General features: G+C 72.4%; 19 protein-coding genes. 11 read left to right on the plus strand and 8 right to left on the minus strand.

Going from position 1 to position 19179, the window contains the following annotated elements; translation table 11 throughout:
- Positions 1-23 precede the first annotated feature (23 nt).
- Together ABGB10_RS25360 and ABGB10_RS25365 are read left to right on the plus strand one after the other, a co-directional pair.
- Positions 24-803 (plus strand): helix-turn-helix transcriptional regulator, encoded by a 780-nt coding sequence (locus ABGB10_RS25360; protein ID WP_347663555.1) that lies wholly within the window; start codon positions 24-26, stop codon positions 801-803.
- Positions 794-982, plus strand: a complete 189-nt coding sequence (locus ABGB10_RS25365) for a DUF397 domain-containing protein (RefSeq protein ID WP_238683230.1) — start codon at positions 794-796, stop codon at positions 980-982. Before ABGB10_RS25360 ends, ABGB10_RS25365 begins: the two co-directional genes overlap by 10 nt.
- Positions 983-1073: 91 nt before the next feature.
- On the opposite strand, the gene ABGB10_RS25370 is transcribed toward ABGB10_RS25365, so the two are convergent.
- Positions 1074-1550 carry a MarR family winged helix-turn-helix transcriptional regulator gene (locus ABGB10_RS25370; RefSeq protein ID WP_347663460.1) on the minus strand — a complete coding sequence of 159 codons (477 nt, stop codon included), beginning with the start codon at positions 1548-1550 and terminating at the stop codon, positions 1074-1076.
- Between the two features lie 129 nt (positions 1551-1679).
- On the opposite strand from ABGB10_RS25370, the gene ABGB10_RS25375 reads away from it, so the two are divergent.
- A complete protein-coding gene (locus ABGB10_RS25375) occupies positions 1680-2234 on the plus strand; it encodes a carboxymuconolactone decarboxylase family protein (RefSeq protein ID WP_347663461.1) in 555 nt (184 codons plus the stop codon).
- Between the two features lie 24 nt (positions 2235-2258).
- Here ABGB10_RS25375 and ABGB10_RS25380 read toward each other — a convergent pair whose 3' ends face one another.
- Positions 2259-3134 (minus strand): alpha/beta hydrolase, encoded by an 876-nt coding sequence (locus ABGB10_RS25380; protein WP_347663463.1) that lies wholly within the window; start codon positions 3132-3134, stop codon positions 2259-2261.
- A gap of 368 nt (positions 3135-3502) precedes the next feature.
- On the opposite strand from ABGB10_RS25380, the gene ABGB10_RS25385 reads away from it, so the two are divergent.
- Both ABGB10_RS25385 and mqnP read left to right on the plus strand, forming a co-directional pair.
- Positions 3503-4963, plus strand: a complete 1461-nt coding sequence (locus tag ABGB10_RS25385) for a menaquinone biosynthesis decarboxylase (RefSeq protein WP_347663464.1) — start codon at positions 3503-3505, stop codon at positions 4961-4963.
- Positions 4963-5874 carry a menaquinone biosynthesis prenyltransferase MqnP gene (gene mqnP, locus ABGB10_RS25390; protein ID WP_347663465.1) on the plus strand — a complete coding sequence of 304 codons (912 nt, stop codon included), beginning with the start codon at positions 4963-4965 and terminating at the stop codon, positions 5872-5874. The genes ABGB10_RS25385 and mqnP overlap by 1 nt, the downstream gene beginning before the upstream one ends.
- A 63-nt stretch (positions 5875-5937) precedes the next feature.
- On the opposite strand, the gene ABGB10_RS25395 is transcribed toward mqnP, so the two are convergent.
- Complete coding sequence (locus tag ABGB10_RS25395) at positions 5938-6945, minus strand: terpene synthase (protein WP_347663466.1); 1008 nt, start codon at positions 6943-6945, stop codon at positions 5938-5940.
- Between the two features lie 147 nt (positions 6946-7092).
- On the opposite strand from ABGB10_RS25395, the gene ABGB10_RS25400 reads away from it, so the two are divergent.
- Positions 7093-7722: a UbiX family flavin prenyltransferase gene (locus ABGB10_RS25400; RefSeq protein ID WP_347663468.1), complete on the plus strand. Its 630-nt coding sequence runs from the start codon at positions 7093-7095 to the stop codon at positions 7720-7722.
- Between the two features lie 112 nt (positions 7723-7834).
- Here ABGB10_RS25400 and ABGB10_RS25405 read toward each other — a convergent pair whose 3' ends face one another.
- Entirely contained in the window at positions 7835-8101 is a 267-nt protein-coding gene (locus tag ABGB10_RS25405; protein WP_007454516.1) for a BldC family transcriptional regulator, read from the minus strand.
- 270 nt (positions 8102-8371) lie between these two features.
- Here ABGB10_RS25405 and ABGB10_RS25410 point away from each other — a divergent pair, with 270 nt between their 5' ends.
- Genes ABGB10_RS25410 through ABGB10_RS25420 form a run of 3 tightly spaced genes read left to right on the plus strand, consistent with a single transcriptional unit; the run spans position 8372 to position 10834 of the window.
- Complete coding sequence (locus tag ABGB10_RS25410; RefSeq protein WP_088986799.1) at positions 8372-8830, plus strand: Lrp/AsnC family transcriptional regulator; 459 nt, start codon at positions 8372-8374, stop codon at positions 8828-8830.
- A 50-nt stretch (positions 8831-8880) separates the two neighbouring features.
- On the plus strand, positions 8881-9711 hold the full coding sequence (locus tag ABGB10_RS25415; protein ID WP_347663469.1) for an SDR family NAD(P)-dependent oxidoreductase: 831 nt from the start codon (positions 8881-8883) through the stop codon (positions 9709-9711).
- 31 nt (positions 9712-9742) lie between these two features.
- The gene (locus ABGB10_RS25420; protein ID WP_347663470.1) at positions 9743-10834 is read left to right on the plus strand and encodes a PLP-dependent cysteine synthase family protein; all 1092 of its coding nucleotides are present in this window, start codon (positions 9743-9745) and stop codon (positions 10832-10834) included.
- Positions 10835-10877: 43 nt separating this feature from the next.
- On the opposite strand, the gene ABGB10_RS25425 is transcribed toward ABGB10_RS25420, so the two are convergent.
- From ABGB10_RS25425 to ABGB10_RS25440, 4 genes are all read right to left on the minus strand, one after another.
- The gene (locus ABGB10_RS25425) at positions 10878-11498 is read right to left on the minus strand and encodes a putative glycolipid-binding domain-containing protein (RefSeq protein WP_347663556.1); all 621 of its coding nucleotides are present in this window, start codon (positions 11496-11498) and stop codon (positions 10878-10880) included.
- Between the two features lie 114 nt (positions 11499-11612).
- Positions 11613-13499, minus strand: a complete 1887-nt coding sequence (locus tag ABGB10_RS25430; RefSeq protein WP_347663557.1) for a DEAD/DEAH box helicase — start codon at positions 13497-13499, stop codon at positions 11613-11615.
- 338 nt (positions 13500-13837) lie between these two features.
- A complete protein-coding gene (locus ABGB10_RS25435) occupies positions 13838-15556 on the minus strand; it encodes a hypothetical protein (RefSeq protein WP_347663471.1) in 1719 nt (572 codons plus the stop codon).
- A gap of 114 nt (positions 15557-15670) precedes the next feature.
- Entirely contained in the window at positions 15671-17218 is a 1548-nt protein-coding gene (locus ABGB10_RS25440) for a C40 family peptidase (protein ID WP_347663472.1), read from the minus strand.
- A 239-nt stretch (positions 17219-17457) separates the two neighbouring features.
- On the opposite strand from ABGB10_RS25440, the gene mqnE reads away from it, so the two are divergent.
- Complete coding sequence (gene mqnE, locus ABGB10_RS25445; RefSeq protein WP_347663473.1) at positions 17458-18627, plus strand: aminofutalosine synthase MqnE; 1170 nt, start codon at positions 17458-17460, stop codon at positions 18625-18627.
- A gap of 23 nt (positions 18628-18650) precedes the next feature.
- On the plus strand, positions 18651-19124 hold the full coding sequence (locus ABGB10_RS25450) for a hypothetical protein (RefSeq protein WP_347663474.1): 474 nt from the start codon (positions 18651-18653) through the stop codon (positions 19122-19124).
- The last annotated feature ends 55 nt before the right edge of the window (positions 19125-19179 follow it).

Raw genomic sequence — 19179 nt, forward strand, 5'->3', positions numbered from 1 at the left:
CCACAGCGGTGTCCACGGCGGCGATGATCAGGGACCAACTCCGGCGGTCGCGGCTCGCAGCCGGGCTGAGCCAGGAGGAGTATGGCAAACGCGCGCACTACTCGCCCTCGATGGTCTCGTCGGTCGAGCTGGGCCAGACGGTGCCCAATCTGGCCTACCTGACCCGGGCCGACGAGGTGCTCGACACCGGCGGCCTGCTGGTCTCGCTGCGCGAGCTGGGCCGGCGCGACGGTGAGCCGGTCTGGTTCCGCCCCTGGCTGGAGGTCGAACGGGTCGCCACCCAGCTGCGTTGCTTCGGCGCGACGATGATTCCCGGTCTGTTGCAGACCGCCGACTATGCCCGGGCGGTGTTCCGGCTCGACCTGGGGCTCACCGCCGACCGGGTCGAGGAGTTGGTGGCCGCCCGGCTGGAGCGTCAGACGATCCTCGACCGGGAGCACCCGCCGCAGCTCACCGCCGTGATCGACGAGGCCGCGTTGCAGCGCTTCGCGGAGGGCTGCGCCGGGGTGCTGGCCGAGCAACTGCGGCACCTGGTGGTGTGCGCCCGACGCCCGCACATCAGGGTGCACGTGCTGCCGCAGAGTGTGGGGCTGCACGCCGGTCTCTTCGGGCCGTTCATCCTCGGCCGCACCGCCGACGGCAGTTGGCTCGGCTTCCTCGACAGCCAGACCGGTGGCACCGCCGTGGACGACATCAACGAGGTGGCGACCCTGCTCGGAAGGTGGGAGAGTCTGCGGAGTGACGCGCTGCCCCGGCAGCAGTCGATCGACCTGCTCGAGGAGATCGTGAAGCCATGGATCTGACCGGAGCCCGCTGGCACAAGTCCACCCGAAGCGGCAACGACGCTGGCGCGTGCGTCGAGGTCGCCGACAACCTGCCGGGCCGGGTGCACGTCCGCGATTCCAAGGACCGCGACGGCGACCTGCTCACCTTCACCCCGGCCGCGTGGCGGGCCTTCGTCGAGCTGGCCCGCACCCACTGACCGTCCCCCCAGCCGGCCGGTCGCCGGCGTTCCCGCACCCGACCGGGGCCACTCCGCAGGATGGCCCGGAGGTCTCGCTCGCCGCCCGCGATCAGCCGCCGAACCAGCCGGGCACGTCGAGTCGGAACCAGTTGGCCGAGGCCATCGTGCCGAGGTCGTCTTCCATTGCGGTGACCCGTTCCGGGCCGAGCGTCTCAGTCCACTGTGTACGTAGCCGGTCGAAGATCTCGGCCGAGCGACGCAGCCCGTCGGCGCCGCGCGGGGTCACTCGGACCAGCCGCCGTCGGGCGTCGGAGGGGTCGTCGACCCGCTCCAGGTAGCCGACGGCCACCAACCGGTCGACGGTCTTGCCGGCGGCCTGTTTGGAGATGCCCAGCCGCTGGCCCAGCTCGGTGGCGGTGGTGCCGTCCGCGCCGACGGCCTGGAGCACGAACCCGTGCAGCGGTCGCAGCTCCGGATGCCCCTCGCGGGCCAGCTCGGCGTGCAGGTCGTCGATCAGCGTTCGGAAGCCGGCCAACAGAAGCAGCGGCAGCGCGAAGCCGGGACGCGCGGGATCAGCGGTTGCCATGTTCGACAACCCCGTTTACTATTTCGTCAACCACGTTGACTATCGTACGGGATGCGGCACGGCCCCCGGCGCCCTCCCGGCGCCGCGCGCTCTCGCTCTCCCGGCCGATCCTCTGAAAGCAGGTGCACCGTGTCCGTCTTCACCGCGCACACCGCCGAAACCGTGCCCACCGCCGCCCGTCGGGCCGTCGAGGGCGTGCAGACCCGGTTCGGTTGGCTGCCCACCCCGGTGGCGCTGATGGCCGAGTCACCGCGGCTGCTCGCCGGCTTTCTCGCCGCCAGTGCGGGCTTCGAGCAGACCGACCTCGTCCCGCTGGAGCGGGAGGTGGTCATCCTGACGGTCTCCACCACCAACGAGTGCCACTTCTGCGTCGCCCTGCACACCGGCAAGCTCACCCAACTCGGAGCGACCGCCGAGCTGATCACCGCACTGCGTGCCGGCTCGGCGCTGCCCGAGCCGCGACTGGAGGCGCTGCGTCAATTCACCTTGGCCGTGCTCGACCACCGAGGCGCAGTGCCCGACGACGAGTTGGACGACTTCCTGACCGCCGGCTACCAGCCCCGGCACGCGCTGGACGTGGTGCTCGGCGTCGGCGCGTACACCATGTCCACCTTCGCCAACCGGCTCACCCGGGCACCGCTCGACCCGCCGCTGGCCGTCCACGCCTGGACGCCCGCCGCCTGACCGAAGACGCCTTCGGGCCGCTGCTCAGGCCGCCCCGAGAAAGTCGCGCAGCAGGGCGAGCATCTCGTCGGGGCGCTCCTCGTACAGCCAGTGCCCGCAGTCCTCGATCACCTCACCGCGGACCGTGTCGGCGTACCGACGAACCTGCTCGTCGACCTGCCCACCGAGGCTGGCCGCCGCGCCGACGGCCAGCACCGGCATCGTCAGCTTCGTCGCCCGGTACGCCGCGTTGTCGGCGATGTCCTGCTCGAACGCCCGGAAGTAGGCGAAGCTGGCCCGCAGGTGCGCCGGGTCGCGCAGATGGCTGGCGAACTCCTCGATGTCGGGCGCGGCGATGCTGCCCCTGCGCACCATCAGCGCGTCGGTGAACTTGTCCACCCAGAGCGACTCCCGCCCCTTGACCAGCGCCTCCGGCAGCCCGTTGCCGAGAGAGAAGTAGCCGAAGTTCCACACCCCCGGCCCGGCCGAGGTGAGCGCGGGGAACGTGTAGATGCTCTCGTCGGGGATCGGCGCCTCGGTGAGCACCAGCCGACTCACCCGCTGCGGATGGGCGGCGGCGTAGGCGTACGCCACCATGGTCCCCAGGTCGTGCCCGACCAGCCGGAGGTCACCGGCCAAGCCGAGCTGGTCGAGTAGTCCGTGCAGGTCGGCGGCGACAGTCTTCTTGTCGTACCCGCCGTCCGGGGCGTCGCTGCCCCCGAAGCCGCGCAGGTCGGGCGCGACCACGTCGAAGGAGCGCCCCAACTCGGGCAGCAGGTGCCGCCACATGTACCAGCACTGCGGATACCCGTGCAGCAGCACCAGAGGCGGTCCGGTGCCGCCACGCACGTAGTTCATGGTGATCTGGCCGACCCGAGCCCGCTGCTCGGTGAACCCCGCCGGAACCCGCTCCGCGCCCATCGCCGCCTCCGCCTGCCGTCCGCCCGCGCGTGCTCTCTGCCGGTTCCGCCCGCGCGTGGCCTCTGCCGGTTCCGCCCGCGCGCGCCTCCGTCTGTCATTCGCCCGCCGCCTGCCCGGCTACCCGCTCAACCGCCCGCCATGCCCGAGGTTCGGGTCCTGCCGGTTGATCCACTCGCCTTCCTTGAAGTCGCGGTGTCCGGCGGCCTGGGACACCGCAGTTTCCTGAAAGCCGAGTTGATCAAAACCCGCCGCCCGCTGCCCGTCGCCCGCTGCCCGTCGCCCGTCGCCCGCCAGCGGTGGCGGGTAATCGCGAGCGTCACAGCACCCGGCTTGGGCCGTGCGGGAGCCGGTGCGGGAGACTGGCGGGTATGGCGGCTCGTGGCTTCCCGTACACCGATCTCAAGGACTTTCTCGCGGCGCTGGAGCGCGCGGGGGAGTTGCGCCGGGTCGACGTCCCGGTCGACCCCACCCTGGAGATCAGCGAGGTGGTCACCCGCACGGTGCGGGCCGGCGGGCCGGCGCTGCTCTTCGAGCGCCCGACCCGGGGCGAGATGCCGGTGGCGATCAACCTGTTCGGCACCGAGAAGCGCATGGCGATGGCCCTCGGTGTCGACTCGCTGGACGAGATCGGTGCCCGGATCGGCGCGCTGATCAAGCCGGAGCTGCCGGTCGGCTGGTCGGGCATCCGGGAGGGCCTCGGCAAGGTCATGCAGCTCAAGTCGGTGCCGCCGCGCAAGGTGAAGACCGCGCCCTGCCAGGAGGTCGTCTACCGGGGTGAGGACGTCGACCTGAACCGGCTGCCGGGGTTGCAGGTCTGGCCCGGCGACGGCGGGATCTTCCACAACTACGGGCTGACCCACACCAAGCACCCGGAGACCGGCAAGCGCAACCTCGGCCTGTACCGGCTCCAGCAGCACGGCCGCAACACCCTGGGCATGCACTGGCAGATCCACAAGGACTCGACCGCCCACCACGCGGTCGCCGAGCGGCTCGGGCAGCGCCTGCCGGTCGCGATCGCGATCGGTTGCGACCCGGTCGTCTCGTACGCGGCCAGCGCGCCGCTGCCCGGCGACATCGACGAGTACCTGTTCGCGGGGTTCCTGCGCGGCGAGCGGGTGGAGATGGTCGACTGCCTCACCGTGCCGTTGCAGGTGCCGGCGCACGCGCAGATCGTGCTGGAGGGCTACCTGGAGCCCGGTGAGCGGCTGCCCGAGGGGCCGTTCGGCGACCACACCGGCTTCTACACCCCGGTCGAGCCGTTCCCCGTGCTGCACGTCGAGGCGATGACGATGCAACGCAAGCCGGTCTACCACTCGATCGTCACCTCCAAGCCGCCGCAGGAGGACCACGGTCTCGGCAAGGCCACCGAGCGGATCTTCCAGCCGCTGCTCAAGCTGATGATCCCGGACATCGTCGACTACGACCTGCCGGCCGCCGGGGTCTTCCACAACTGCGCGATCGTGTCGATCCGCAAGCGGTACCCGAAGCACGCGCAGAAGGTGATGAACGCGATCTGGGGCGCGCACCTGATGTCGCTGACCAAGCTCATCGTGATCGTCGACGAGGACTGCGACGTGCACGACTACAACGAGGTCGCCTTCCGTGCCTTCGGCAACGTCGACTACGCGCGCGACCTGCTGCTCACCGAGGGGCCGGTGGACCACCTCGACCACTCGTCGTACCAGCAGTTCTGGGGCGGCAAGGCGGGCGTCGACGCGACCCGCAAACTCCCGACCGAGGGCTACACCCGCGGTTGGCCGGAGGAGATGAGCATGAGCCCGGAGGTCACGGCCCTGGTCGACAAGCGCTGGAAGGAGTACGGGCTCTGATGGCCGTCCTCGACGCTCCGGCCGAGAAGCCGGGCCGGGTCAAGTCCTTCCTCAAGCTCGTCGCGATCGAGCACTCGGTGTTCGCGCTGCCCTTCGCGTACCTGTCGGCGCTGAGCGCCATGCAGGTCGACGGCGGGCGGGTGCGCTGGTGGGACCTGCTGCTGATCACCGTGGCGATGGTCGGGGCACGGACGTTCGCGATGGCCGCCAACCGGATCCTCGATCGGCGGATCGATGCGCGGAATCCGCGTACCGCCGGACGGGAACTGGTCACCGGGGCGGTGAGCGTGCGGACGGCCTGGACCGGCGCGGGCGTCGCGTTGGTGGTCTTCCTCGTCGCCGCCGCCCTGCTCAACCCGCTCTGCCTGGTGCTCGCGCCGCTCGCGGTGGTGCCGCTGGTCGTCTACCCCTACGGCAAGCGGTTCACCAACTGGCCGCACGCCATCCTGGGGATCGCCCAGGCGGTCGGCCCGGTCGGCGCCTGGCTGGCGGTCACCGGCACCCTGGACGGCTCCGGGCCGGCCTGGGTGCTCGGCGCGGCGGTCGGGCTCTGGATCGGCGGCTTCGACCTGATCTACGCCTGCCAGGACTCCAAGATCGACCAGGAGATCGGGGTGCACAGCGTGCCCGCCCGGTACGGTCGGCGCTTCGCGCTGCACGCCTCCACTGTCGCGCACGTGGTGACCTTCGCGCTGTTCGTCTGGTTCGGTGTGATGATCGGCTTCGGCTGGCTCTGGTGGATCGGGCTGGCGCTCACCGCTGTCGCGTTCGCCTATCAGCACCTGGTGGTCAGCCCGACCGACCTGAGCAAGGTCAACCGGGCGTTCTTCACGGCCAACGGGTTCGTCGGCATCGCGTTGTTCGTCTTCGCGCTGCTCGACCTGGTGATCCGGCTCGGCCTACGGCCCTGACCGCTGACTGCGCCGTCGCCCCGCAGCCCGGCCGGCTGACTGCGCCGCCCCGCAGCCTGAGCGTTAGGAAGGGCCCCTTCCTATACCCGAGGCGTTGGTAAGGGGCCCTTCCTTGCTGGTGGGGTAGCGGGCGCTCTCCAGGGTCCAGTCGATGGTGCCCCGGACGGCGTACGCGACCACGTCGAGGTGGTCGGTGACCGCCCGGTCCAGGGTCGGGCCGAACGACGGCACCGCGGACCGTAGCGCGACGAACTGCCGCATCGACTCCCGCCACCGCTCGACCGCCAGGGCGACCGCCTCCGCCGACGGCACCGCCAGTTCGGCCTCGATGGCCAGGACGAGGTTGTGCCCGCCTGCGGTCGCCCGGTCCCTCTCCAGCGAGGCCAGGTCGTTGTACCAGGAGAGCAGGTCGTTGCCGACCTGGGCGATCTGACGCAGCAGCGGATGGTGGTAGACGGGGTCGGGCAACGGACGCCCACCCGCGAACTCCACGAGCGCGTACGACACCTCCGCCGCCGAGGTCGCCCGCCGCAGTTCCACGTACTCGTCGACGCCGGGCCGGCGGGCGGCTTCCTTGTTGACCGCCTCCTGCCAGGTGCCGTGGAGGTGCCGGGCGACCGTGTCGGCGAAACGCGACCGCCACCGGGCCGGCATCCGGCGGCGCGGCTCCCGCCAGGCCAGCACCAGCAGCCGTCGGAGCGGACCGGTGAGCCCGGCGTGACGCAGCCGGGGGCCGTCGCGCAGCAGCGCCAGCGTGCCGTTGCGGAGGCCCCGGATCTGCTCCGAGGTGAGTCGATCCGGCCCGTCACAGGCGTCGTCGACCAGGAAGAACCAGGTGAACAGCACGGTCAGCACCCGAAGGTCGGCTTCGGTGGCGTCCGGGTAGAGCCGTCCGGCGTACCGGGCGAACGCTCCCCGGGTCAGCCGGTGCAGCGCGGCGTCGTCCAGTGCGAGGCCGAGGTCGGGCAGCAGGCCGAGCAGCCACTCCTGCACGCGGTCGGCGTACGGTGAGAGCCGGGACTGGATCGGACATTCGGCTTGCAACACCAGAAGGGCCCCACCGGTCGTCACCGATGCCTCCTGCGCGAGATGGTTCCCATGCGAATCTCCAGCAGCATGTCAGGTTGACGCAATGCCCACCTAGCCCGCCAGCATGCCGAAGCGGCGTATCCCGGGGGTGCCCACCATCGGACCAGCCGCACCAGGCAGGCTGGGGGCATGCGGGAACCATGGGTGGTCGGGGTCTCCGGAGCATCTGGTACGCCGTACGCGGCGGCCGTCATCGGAGGACTGCTCGACGCGGGCGAGCCGGTGGACCTGATCGTGTCCCGCGCGGCACGACTCACCGTGCTCGACGAGACCGGTCGACCGTTCCGCGACGGGCACTGGGCCGAGGATCTCACCGCCTGGCTCGACCGGGACCTGACCGGGGCGGACGTGCGGCACTGGCCGGCCGGTGACCTGGCCGCCGGGCCGAGCAGCGGCTCCTACCGGGTACGCGGGATGGCCGTGGTCCCGGCCAGCACGGCAGCCTGCGCCGGCATCGCCATCGGGCTCTCCAAGGACCTGTTGCAGCGCGCCGCCGAGGTCAACCTCAAGGAACGCCGCCCGGTGGTGATCGTCCCCCGGGAAACGCCGGTGACCCGTAGTCACCTGGAGCACCTGATCGCGCTGCACGACGCCGGCGCGGTGGTGCTGCCCGCCAGCCCCGGCTTCTACGGAGCCGGCGCGGCCGCCAGCGCCCAGCAGTTGGTCGACTTCGTGGCCGGCAAGGTGCTCGACGCGCTCGGCGTCCCACACACCCTGTTCCGGCGCTGGTCCGGCCAGCTCGGCACGGCCCGGAGCTGAGCCGACCACTCGGCAGGCACCGGCACCGCGCCGCGACGCCGCCCGGGCGGTCGGCCGAAGCGGGACGCGGACCGGGCCGAAGTCCGGTCCGCGTAGCGATGTCCGCACCAGTTCAGTACATGCCGGCGTTGGCCGGACCCGGCCCCGTGGATGCGGCCGGCCCCACATTGCGTGGCTTTCCGACCTCGTCCACCTCGTCCAGCATGCCCTCCCCCTCAAGCAGGGCCCGCACCTCGGATTCCCGAAACCGGCGATGCCCGCCTGGAGTCCGGATGCTTCCTATCCGGCCGGCCGCCGCCCATCTCGTCACAGTTTTCGGGTCTACCCGAAACAGCGCGGCGACCTCACCCGGTGTCAGCAGGCGATCTCCAGTGTCCACAGCCCCCTCCTCGCGTCGACGAAGCCCCCGGCTGAACACACTGCCCCCGGCTGGTGCGTAGCCCAGAGCCGTCATGAGGGACGTATGGCAATTACAGCACCGGGGACATGACCTGTCCGCCCAAACGCGAAAAATGCACTGAGTGAGGAGTTAGTAATGGTACTTGTGCTACCTCCGCCGTGACCGGCGGTTTGTCAACAGTGACTCACCACTCAGCCCAACGGATGCCGAAGCCGCCACGTTATGCCTCAGAGGTTAGGGTCACTCTCTGTGGACGCCATCGACCTGAACCTCGTCGACCTGCTGCGCGGCAACGCTCGCCTCTCCTACGCCGAGCTGGCCCGACAGGTGGGCCTGTCGGCCCCGGCCGTGCACGAACGGGTCGGCAAGTTGGAGAGCAGCGGCGTGGTCCGGGGCTACCGCGCGGACGTGGCCCCGGAGTCGATCGGACTGGGCGTCACGGCGCTGATCGGCATCGTCGAGGACTCCGGCGCCGACACCGACGACATGCTCGAGTCGCTGCGGGTGCTGCCCGAGATCGAGTCCTGCTACTTCATGGCCGGCGTGGAGTCGTTCCTGCTCAAGGCCCGGGTCGGCACGATCGCCGAGCTGGAGCAGTTGATCGTGCGATTGAACCGGACCCCCGGGGTGGCCTCCACCCGCACCGCCATCGCACTCTCCACCAAGTGGGAGAACCGCCCGCAGCCGGTCGGCCCGCCCGCGACCTGACCGACGCGTACCCCTGGTGTCGCCCGGTCGGCCGGCGGTAGCGTGCGCCGATGACCCCGCCGGGACGGCGCGTGGCCGTGGTGACCGGCGCTGCCGGAGGGCTCGGCCACGCGATTGCCACCGCGCTGCACGCCGACGGCTGGTCGGTGCTGCTCACCGACCTCGACCCGACAGCGGTGGCCGCCGCCGCAGCGCCCCTCGGCGGTTGGTCGGCGGCCCTCGACGTGCGTGACGAGGGCGCCTGCGCCGCCGTCGCCGCGAGCGCGGCAGCCCGGGGCGACCTCGCCCTCTGGGTCAACAACGCCGGCGTCCTGACCACCGGGCCGTCCTGGGAGCACGACGGGCCGACCCGCCGCCGGCTGTTCGACGTCAACGCCCTGGGTGCCATGAACGGCACCCTCGCCGCGCTGGCCGTGATGCGCGGGCAGGGCCACGGCCACGTGCTCAACGTCGTCTCGCTGGCCGGGCTGATCGCCGCGCCCGGCGAGACGGTGTACGCGGCCAGCAAGCACGCCCTGCTGGCGTTCAGCCTCGGCACGCTGTCGGATCTGCGGATCGCGGGCTACCGCCGGGTGCACGTCTCCTGCCTCTGCCCGGACGGCATCTGGACCCCGATGCTGCACGACCGGCTCGCCGACCCCGGAGCGGTGGCCTCGTTCACCGGGTCGATGTTGACCGCGCAGCGGGTCGCCGCCCGGGCGGTCCGGTTGGCCCACCGACCACGCCCGGTGGTCAGTCTGCCTCGCTGGCGGGGAGCGCAGGTACGCCTGCTGGACGCCCTGCCCCGGCTGGCCCTCGCGCTGACCCCACTCGTCCAGGCCGTCGGCCGCGCCGGTCAGCGCCGCCAACACCGTCGGAGCATGCCGCCGGACCGGCGCTGACCACGCCTGGCCTGCTTGCTACGTTTCCGGCGTGACTCATCTCGACCGGTGCGACGAGCCGAGCCGAATCTGGGTGACGGAGGCGATCGCCGCCGTCGAGGCGGACGCGAACCGCTCGGCCGACACCCACCTGCTGCCATTCCCGCTGCCCCGGGCCTGGGGGATCGACCTCTACCTCAAGGACGAGTCGTCACATCCCACCGGCTCGCTGAAGCACCGGCTGGCCCGCTCGCTGTTCCTCTACGGGCTCTGCAACGGCTGGATCGGACCGCGCACCACGATCGTCGAGGCGTCCTCGGGCTCCACGGCGGTCTCCGAGGCGTACTTCGCCCGGATGCTCGGGCTGCCCTTCATCGCGGTGATGCCTGCCTCCACCTCGCCCGAGAAGATCGCGCAGATCGAGTTCCAGGGCGGCCGGTGCCACCTGGTGGACGACCCCGCCAGCGTGGTGGTCGAGGCCCGGTGGCTGGCCGAGGACTCCGGTGGGCACTTCATGGACCAGTTCACCTACGCCGAGCGGGCGACCGACTGGCGGGGGAACAACAACATCGCCGAGTCGATCTACGCCCAGCTCGAACTGGAGCGGCACCCGATCCCGGCCTGGGTCGTGGTGGGCGCCGGCACCGGGGGCACCAGCGCGACAATCGGCAGGTACGCCCGGTACCGCCGACTCGCCACCAAACTCTGCGTGGTCGACCCGGAGAACTCGGCGTTCTACCCGGCCTGGCTGGCCGCCGACTGGTCGGTACGGACCGGGAAGGGCTCCCGCATCGAGGGGATCGGCCGGCCCACCGTGGAGGCGTCGTTCCTGCCCTCGGTGGTGGATCGGATGGTCCAGGTGCCGGACGCGGCGTCACTGGCCGCCATGCGTGCCGGGTCGGCGCAGCTCGGCCGCCGGGTGGGCGGGTCCACCGGCACCAACCTGTGGGGCGCGTTCGGCCTGATCGCCGCGATGCTCGCCGAGGGCCGCACCGGCTCGGTGGTCACCCTGATCTGCGACCCGGGCGACCGGTACGCCGACACCTACTACGCCGACGACTGGGTGGCCGCCCAGGGCCTCGACCTGACCCCGCACCTGGCCACAATCGAACGCTTCCTGACCAGCGGGGCCTGGCCCGCCTGAGCCGCGCGACCGCGACTGGTCGAGGCCGGCGGGCACCGCGCGTTCAGCGGGGGTCGATCCGCTCCGCCAGCCCGGGGTAGCGCACCACGTAGCCGCTGTCGTCCAGATCGATGTCGGCGGTGAAGGTGCCGCTGGCGAAGCGCACCCGACCCGGCCCGAGCCCGGTGTAGATCTGCTCGGCCGCCACCACCTCCAGACCGGGCAGCAGCACCCAGGCGACGGTGATCCGGTGTGCCACGTCGGCCGGCTCGGCGGCCAGCCTGAGCCGGTGGACCGGCAGGGTGTTGAACAGCGGCGAACCGCTCAGGTCGACGTCGAGCGCGTCGGCCAGCCGGTCCGTGTCGTCGGTGCCCGGCAGGCCGGCACGAGGATGACCCGCCGTGACCAGGGCTCGGTCCAGGTCGCCCTGCTCGGCGGTGGTCACCCGCCACCGACCCGCCGCCCGCTCCAGGGTCACCCTGCGCAGCCAGCCCAGCCCTTCGGCCTCGACCTCGACCCGGGTGGTGGACCAGTCCGGCGCGGTGGTCAGCTGGTAGCGGGCGGTCCAGGGGATCGGGTCCACGGCGAGCAGGGTGCCCCGGGCCGCCAACCCGCGGCTGTCGTCGAGGAGGACCTGCTCGCTGCCGGCGGTGTCTGTCCGGGACCAGAAGATTGACTGCGGCATGGTCGACATGAGCCGGACGTTACGCGACCCGACCCACCTCGGCAGGGCATGCGCGAACGCCGCCGCGGAGCATGTGCTCCGCGACGGCGTTCAGTGCGTCAGTGCGTCAGTGCGTCAGTGGGTACGCGCCGGCGGTCGCCCGCCGAAACCGCGCCGGTCGTCGCGCGGACGGTCCTCACGGGGGCGGTCGTCGCGGGGCCGGTCGTCCCGACCACGGCTCTCCGGGCGGAAACCACCCCGAGTGTCGCGGTCGCCGAAACGCCGCTCGCCAGTCGGCCGGTCACCCCGGCCGTCCCGGTCGCCGAAGCGCCGCTCGCCGGTCGGTCGGCCGTCCCGGTCGCCGAACTGCGGCCGGTCACCGAACCGGCGCTCACCCTGCGGCCGGTCGCCGTAACCCCGGGTGTCCCGATCGGTGTAACGCCGCTCGCCCTGCGGGCGGTCGCCGAAGCCGCGATCGCCGGTGGGCCGGTCGCCGTAACGTCGCTCGCCCTGCGGGCGGTCGCTGTGCTGGCGGTCGCTGTGCTGGCGGTCGCCGTAGCGACGCTCGCCCTGGGGGCGGTCACCGTACTGGCGGTCACCCTGGGGGCGGTCGCTGAAACGCCGCTCGCCGGCCGGGCGGTCGCCGTAGCGGCGCTCACCCTGCGGGCGGTCACCGTACTGGCGCTCACCCTGGGGCCGGTCGCTGTAGCGGCGCTCACCGGTCGGCCGGTCGCCGTAGCGCCGCTCGCCGCCCGTCCGGTCACCGAAGCGGCGCGGGCCACCGGAACGGTCGTCGAACCGACGCGAACCGCCGGAGCGGTCGCCGTAGCCGCGCGGCTCCGCCTCGACGCGAACCGGGACACCGCTGGGCTCCCGGGCGCCGACCAGCTCGGCCAGAGCCTGGTCGCCGACCCGGACCCGGGTCTCGGCCGGCGCGACGCCGGCCTTCTCCATCATCGCCAGGGTGGTGCGGCGCTGCTTGGGCAGCACCAGCGTGGCGACCGCGCCCGACTCCCCGGCCCGGGCGGTGCGCCCGGCCCGGTGCAGGTAGTCCTTCGGGTCCTTCGGCGGATCGACGTGCAGCACCAGGGTGACCCCGTCGACGTGGATGCCCCGAGCCGCCACGTCCGTGGCGACCAGCACGTTCATCCGGCCCTCACGGAACTCCGCGAGGGTCTTGGTGCGCATCCGCTGGGTCTTGCCGCCGTGCAGCCCACCGGCGCGGACCCCGACTGCGGCGAGCTGCTCGACCAGCCGGTCCACGCCGAGCTGCGTACGGGCGAAGACCATGGTCCGGCCGTCCCGAGCGGCGATCGAGGCCGCCACGGGGAACTTCTCGTGCGGCGGGATCAACAGCATGTGGTGGTCCATGGTGGACACCGAGGCGGTCGACGGTGCCGTGGAGTGGGTCACCGGGTCGGTCATGAACCGCTTGACCAACGCGTCGACGTCACCGTCCAGGGTGGCCGAGAAGAGCAGCCGCTGACCGTTCGCGGGCGTCTTCGCCAGCAACTCGGTGACCTCGGGCAGGAAGCCCATGTCGGCCATCTGGTCGGCCTCGTCGAGCACGGTGACCTCGACGTCGTCGAGCTGGCAGATGCCCCGCTCGATGAGATCGCCGAGCCGGCCGGGGGTGGCCACGATGATCTCCACGCCGCGCCGCAGCGCGTCGATCTGACGGTCGTACGGGACACCGCCGACGGCGGTCTTGAGGAAGATGCCGACGGCCTTGCCCAGCGGCATCAGGGCGTCGTTGACCTGCATGGCCAGCTCGCGGGTGGGCACCAGGACCAGGGCGCGCGGACGCATCGGCCGGGCCCGGTTGCGGTTGGCCAGCCGGGCGATCATCGGCAGCCCGAAGGCGAGCGTCTTGCCCGAACCGGTCTGCCCGCGGCCCAGCACGTCGCGGCCGGCGAGCGCGTCCGGAACGGTGGCCCGCTGGATCTCGAACGGGCTGGTGATGCCCTGCTGTGCCAGTGCGCGGACCAGCGGCTCGGGCAGGCCGAGGGCGGCGAAGCTGATCGGCTCGGCGGTCTCGGTCGGCTCGGCCTGCGCGGTGCTGGCCTCGCTTGGGGCGACGTCGAGCTGCTCCCGTGCGGTGTCGGCCGCCGGGACTGAGTTGAAAACGGACGTGACGGTGCTGGGGTCAGCAGAGGTGGTCAACAAAAGCCTTTCGAGCGGGGCGCATCTTCGCGATGGCCTGCCGCGGCTGTGCCGCCGGATCGCCCGCAAGATCGCCCAGGGGCGCGCACCACGCGCGCCGGGTCAGTGATCTAAGCCAGTGTACGGCGGTCCGGCGAACCCGCCAGCCGGTTGCCCGACGGTAGTGGGCGGACTCACCATCGCGTCCCCTCGGCGGCTCACCCGTTGAGCACGCCGCCCACGAGACCGTCCAGCGCGTCGCCGGCGAGCAGGACGATCATGACGCTGATCGCGACCAGCAGCCCCAGGGCGGCGACCAGAACGATCACCACCCGTGTGTTGCGGGAGCGCTCGGCCGGGGTGTCAGCCCAGCCCTGGGCGAGGATGTGCCCGGTCAACGAGCCGGACGTCTCCACCGCGTTGGTGGGCATCGCGATCGTGGTGAAACCAGGCCCTTCGCCGCTGCCGTAGACGGTGCCGGCCAGGTCGGAGCCACCGCCGCCTCGCCCACCACGTGCACTGGCCGTACCCGGGCCGGAGTTGACGGCCGGCCTGCCCGTCGGCCCGGTGGTCCGGGAGTTTCCGGTGCCGCTTCCCGTCGACGGGGGAGCACCGACGCTGGACGGCGGCCAACTCGGCAGCGCGGGCGCGGGCACCACCGGTGGCGCGGCGGCGGGCGTCTCGGTCCACCCGCCGCCCGACGTCGAGCGGGTCGTCTCGGCGGCGGTGGACCATCCGGACGGCGGTGCGGAGACGGATGCGGTGGCGCGTACGCCGGGCGTGTCGGTCATGGCCGGCGGCGGCGGGAACGGCGGTGCGGGCATCGGGCCGGGCGGGCCTGGTGGGGCGGGCACCGGCGGTGCGGGTGGCGGAACGGGTGGGCCCGGGACGGGCGGCGCCGGCGGACCCGGGATGGGCGGCACCGGCGAGGGCGGCGGTACGGGTGGACCCGGAACGGGCGGGACCGGACCGGGCGGTGGCGTGGGTCGGGGCCGTGGCGTCGGCATCGGGCCGGGCGGGTACGGCCCCGGGGTCGGCGCGGGTTCCGGCTCGGGTGGTGCCGGCTGGGTCGGCCCGGGCCCGGGTGGCGTGGGTGCCGGCTCCGGTTCCGGAGTCGACGGCTCCGGTGGCTGGGCCGGCTGCGGCGGTTGCGCCGGCTCGGGTGGCTCGGGACTCACCGGCCCGGCTCCGTAGACGGTTGGCGTGCTGCCCCGGGGGTCCGGCGTGCCAACCGCACCGGCCGTGACCCGGCTGCTGCTGGGAACGGTCGCGCTGGCCCGGGCCGGCGCGGTCGAGTCGTTGCGCTGCCCGGGCACCGGAACGTCGGCCGAGCCGGTCGCGCGGTAGGTGGTCGGGGTGACCTGAGCGCTGGCCGGCAGGTCGCCGCGGGATGCCCCGGCGGTCGCGACGCTGGCGCGAGCCCGTACCGGGGCGGCGGGCTGCCCCGGGCGGGCATCAACAGGCGTTGCCTGCCCGGCGGGCCCGGCGGGCGTCGCCTGGCCGGCGACCTCGGCGGGCGTCGCCTGCCCAGCGACCTCGGCGGGCGTCGCTCGGCCGGTGGCTTCGGCGGGCGTCGTCTGCGCGGTGGCCTCGGCGGGCGCTGCCTGCGCGGTGGCCTCGGCGGGCGCTGCCTGCCCAGCGACCTCGGCGGGCGTCGCTCGGCCGGTGGCTTCAGCGGGCGTCGCCTGCGCGGTGGCCACAGCGGGAGCGTCCGTGCCGACGGGGGCGTCACCGGTGTCGGCGGCGTCGCCGCGGGGGGATGCGGTGTTGTCGGGGGACGCGGTGTCGCTGGGGGCCGGGTCAGCAGGCGGGGCCACTGGTTCGGCGTCGGTGGACGACGGCGCGCCGGACACCGGGTCGGCGCTGCCGAGCCCTGGCGGGTCGGCTCGGTCGACCACGGGGTCGACAGTCTCCGCCGGATCTCTCTGCTCGGCCATCTCCGCCCTCCGCGCCATGCTCGCACCCGGACCCGTGACGTCGAGTCGGATGTGCCTGGTTGTCACCGTGCCACAGATATCCCCGAGCGGACAGCCGGAGCGGGTCGTGGCGGATCAACCAGCGGTGCTGGCGCTGCCCGACGGGCTGCCGCCGCCCGTCGCGCTCGTGGTTGCCTCCGGCGTGGTCGGCGGCGACGTGCTGTTCGGCGCGCTGGTGGGCGCCGAGGGCGGCGTGGTCGGCGTGTTGCTCGGGGTGGTGGTCTTGGTCGGCGTCGGCGTGGGGGTCGCGGACTTCGTGGGCGTCGGCGTCGGCGTGGGCGTCGCGCTGCCGGTCGGCGTCGGGGTCGGGGTGGCGGACTTCGTCGGCGTCGGCGTCGGGGTGGCGGACTTCGTGGGCGTCGGCGTCGGGGTGGGCGTCGGGACCGGCGGAGTCGGTACGGAGACGATCGGTGCCGGCACCGCGCCGATCACCCGGGTCGCCGCGTACAGCCGGGTCCAGCGGACGACCGAGATCTTGACGACGTCGCCGGTGGTGGGTGCCTGCACCATCTTGCCGTTGCCGATGTACATGCCGACGTGGTGGATCGTCGTCCAACTGCTGCCGGAGGCGAAGAAGAGCAGGTCGCCGGGGAGCAGCGCGCTCTGCGGCACCGTCCGGCTCCGGGTGGCGGCGTACTGGTCGCGGGAGACCCGGGGCAGGTCGAAGTAGTCGGCGCCGGGAGACCGGTACGCCGCCCACATCAGACCGGAGCAGTCGAACTGGTCCGGCCCCTCCTCGGACCACTTGTACGGGTCGCCGAGCTGGGCGAGCGCGTACCGGACTGCGGCAAGTGCCCGCGGGTGGGCGGCCATGCCGCTGATGCTCTGGTTGGAGACGTAGCCGGCGCCGATCTGCTGCTCGGCGGCCTCCTGTTGGCGCTCGATCTCGATCAGCTGGGCGGCGTTGTCGCGGCGCAACTTGAGCAGGCTCGCCTCGGCGGTGCGCAGCGCCGCCTCGCCCGTGGTGAACTCCGCGTCGGCGGCGGCGAGCAGGTTCTTGGCTTCGGTGTGCTTCTGGTACGCCGCCTGCTCACCGGCACGGGCTCGGGACAGCCCTCCGGCCACGCCGGTGGTGCCGCCGTCGACCTTCTCGCCCCGGGTGATCTGCTGGAGGCGGCTCAACTCACGGATGTCCTGGGCGAGGTCGCCAGGCGGCAGCGCGGCGGCTGCCTTGACGGCGTCGGCGGCGGCCGCGTCGGCCTCCTGCTGGGCCCGGAGCAGGGCGTCCTGCGCGCTCGCGAGCACCTTGCCGGCAGATTCCACCTGGGCTTTGGCGTCGGACTGCTTCTGTTTGACCTTCAGGAGCGCTTCGCCGAGTGTGCCGACCTGGGCTTCGCCGGCATAGATCTGCGCGGCCAGCGGACCGGTGCCGATGGTGCCCACCGGCGGCGCCGGGACGCCGGCGACGGGTGGGCCGCCGGGCAGTTGGACCGCGCCGATCGCTGGCGGTCGGGCGCCGGTGTCCGGCACCGTCGTGGGCAGTCCCGGCTCGGCGTACGCGGGGGTCGACAGCACAGCGGCGGCGATCGCGCCGAGCAGGGCGGCCCAGAGCTTCGGACGCAGCACCGGCGAGATCACCGGGCTCCGTCGTCGCTGCCGTCGCCCGCGCCCGCTGTAGATCATGCCGCTCCCCGTCCCGCTGCTCCTCGCCGCGCACGGTGGGCGCGACCGCCGGGACGGTACCAGTGTGTGTGTTCCGCCCCACCTTGTTACTACCGCACCTCGCCACTCATGTCGATGCGTGGCCGGGTTACGGGAGGCTGAGAGTTCGGTGAAGTGGGTCGCTGCCGGCGACCGTGCCGCCGGGGCCGTCGGCCCCGCGACGTACGCTCGATCCGGACCGCAGGTGGAAGGGACGTGCCATGGACGCCGGACTCAAGCGTGAGCTCGAAGCGAAGGTGTACGCCGGTGAGCGGCTGACCCGGGAGGACGGGGTCGCCCTCTACGAGAGCGACGACCTGACCTGGTTGGGGCGGCTGGCGCACCACAAGCGCACCGAGTTGAACGGTGAGCGGGTGATGTTCAACGTCAACCGGCACCTCAACCTGACCAACGTCTGCTCGGCGTCCTGTGCGTACTGCTCGTTCCAGCGCAAGCCGGGCGAGAAGGACGCGTACACGATGCGCATCGACGAGGCGGTCCGCAAGGCCAAGGAGATGGAGGACGAGCAGCTCACCGAGCTGCACATCGTCAACGGTCTGCACCCGACGCTGCCCTGGCGTTACTACCCCAAGGTGCTGCGCGAGCTGAAGGCGGCGCTGCCGAACGTCAAGCTCAAGTGCTTCACGGCGACCGAGGTGCAGTGGTTCGAGAAGATCAGCGGCCTGAGCGCCGACGAGATCCTCGACGAGCTGATGGATGCAGGCCTGGAGTCGCTGACCGGTGGTGGCGCGGAGATCTTCGACTGGGAGGTCCGGCAGCATATCGTCGACCACGCCTGCCACTGGGAGGACTGGTCGCGCATCCACGCCCTGGCGCACCGCAAGGGCATGAAGACCCCGGCGACCATGCTGTACGGCCACATCGAGGAGCCTCGGCACCGCGTCGACCACGTGCTGCGGCTGCGGGAGCTGCAGGACGAGACCGGAGGCTTCGCGGTCTTCATCCCGCTGCGCTACCAGCACGACTTCGTCGACTCGGCGGACGGCAAGATCCGCAACCGGATCCAGGCGCGCACCACGATGGCGTCGCCGGCCGAGTCGCTGAAGACGTTCGCCGTCTCCCGGCTGCTCTTCGACAACGTGCCGCACGTGAAGAACTTCTGGGTGATGCACGGGCTGTCGGTTGCCCAGCTCTCGCTGAACTTCGGCGTGGACGACCTGGACGGCTCGGTCGTCGAATACAAGATCACGCACGATGCCGACTCGTACGGCACCCCGAACACCATGCACCGCGAGGACCTGCTGCACCTGATCTGGGACGCCGGTTTCCAGCCGGTCGAGCGGGACACCCGCTACAACGTGGTCCGGGAGTACGACAAGGCCCCGTCGCTGGCGCAGCGGCGCGCCGAGCCGCAGCAGGTCTGGGCCTGAGCCACCACGTACCCTCGCAGTCGATGACCGAGCAGAGCGGTTCCGAGAGGCAGGGCGGTTCCGGGCAGCAGGGCGGTTCCGGGCCGCAGAGCGGGTTTCCCCGCCGGGACGCCGAGGGGCGGGTCCGTACCCTGGGGGATCTGCTCGGGGTGTGCCTGGCCGGAGTCGTCATCGGCGCGTTGGCGTTGGTGTTGTTCGACTGGGCGTTCGCCTCGATCGGCGCCGGTGACTTCGGGCGCACCAACGGCTGGCTCGCGGTGATCCTGCCGGCGTGGCTGTTCTGGGACGACTTCCGGGCCTGGGAGTTCGGCGCGGCCCGGGTGCTGGCGGCGGTCGTCGCGGCGGCCGTGGGCGTGTTCGTCGGGCTGCTTATCGCAGGCTTGGGCGCCGGGCTGCCACCGCTGCTGTCCGGCGCGTTGGCGGCGGCGGCGTTCACCGTGGCGTACGCGGTGGTCTGGTTCCCGGGCGTCCGCTGGCTGGCCCGCCGGACCGGCTGACCGCTACCGCCCACCGGGCGGATCGACAGTTCCGCCGGCATCGGCGGGCGACGGA

Source organism: Micromonospora sp. B9E7 (assembly GCF_039871815.1).
In the GTDB taxonomy this organism is placed as follows: Bacteria; Actinomycetota; Actinomycetes; order Mycobacteriales; family Micromonosporaceae; genus Micromonospora.

What these genes read in the sequence shown, in the direction of transcription:
- ABGB10_RS25450 (WP_347663474.1), top strand. Translation starts at nt 18,651, where the DNA reads ATGACCGAGCAGAGCGGTTCCGAGAGGCAGGGCGGTTCCGGGCAGCAG.
- ABGB10_RS25425 (WP_347663556.1), bottom strand. Translation starts at nt 11,498, where the DNA reads ATGCCGCAGTCAATCTTCTGGTCCCGGACAGACACCGCCGGCAGCGAG.
- ABGB10_RS25440 (WP_347663472.1), bottom strand. Translation starts at nt 17,218, where the DNA reads ATGATCTACAGCGGGCGCGGGCGACGGCAGCGACGACGGAGCCCGGTG.
- ABGB10_RS25435 (WP_347663471.1), bottom strand. Translation starts at nt 15,556, where the DNA reads ATGGCCGAGCAGAGAGATCCGGCGGAGACTGTCGACCCCGTGGTCGAC.
- ABGB10_RS25400 (WP_347663468.1), top strand. Translation starts at nt 7,093, where the DNA reads ATGCGGGAACCATGGGTGGTCGGGGTCTCCGGAGCATCTGGTACGCCG.
- mqnE (WP_347663473.1), top strand. Translation starts at nt 17,458, where the DNA reads ATGGACGCCGGACTCAAGCGTGAGCTCGAAGCGAAGGTGTACGCCGGT.
- ABGB10_RS25380 (WP_347663463.1), bottom strand. Translation starts at nt 3,134, where the DNA reads ATGGGCGCGGAGCGGGTTCCGGCGGGGTTCACCGAGCAGCGGGCTCGG.
- ABGB10_RS25365 (WP_238683230.1), top strand. Translation starts at nt 794, where the DNA reads ATGGATCTGACCGGAGCCCGCTGGCACAAGTCCACCCGAAGCGGCAAC.
- ABGB10_RS25370 (WP_347663460.1), bottom strand. Translation starts at nt 1,550, where the DNA reads ATGGCAACCGCTGATCCCGCGCGTCCCGGCTTCGCGCTGCCGCTGCTT.
- ABGB10_RS25415 (WP_347663469.1), top strand. Translation starts at nt 8,881, where the DNA reads ATGACCCCGCCGGGACGGCGCGTGGCCGTGGTGACCGGCGCTGCCGGA.
- mqnP (WP_347663465.1), top strand. Translation starts at nt 4,963, where the DNA reads ATGGCCGTCCTCGACGCTCCGGCCGAGAAGCCGGGCCGGGTCAAGTCC.
- ABGB10_RS25360 (WP_347663555.1), top strand. Translation starts at nt 24, where the DNA reads ATGATCAGGGACCAACTCCGGCGGTCGCGGCTCGCAGCCGGGCTGAGC.
- ABGB10_RS25385 (WP_347663464.1), top strand. Translation starts at nt 3,503, where the DNA reads ATGGCGGCTCGTGGCTTCCCGTACACCGATCTCAAGGACTTTCTCGCG.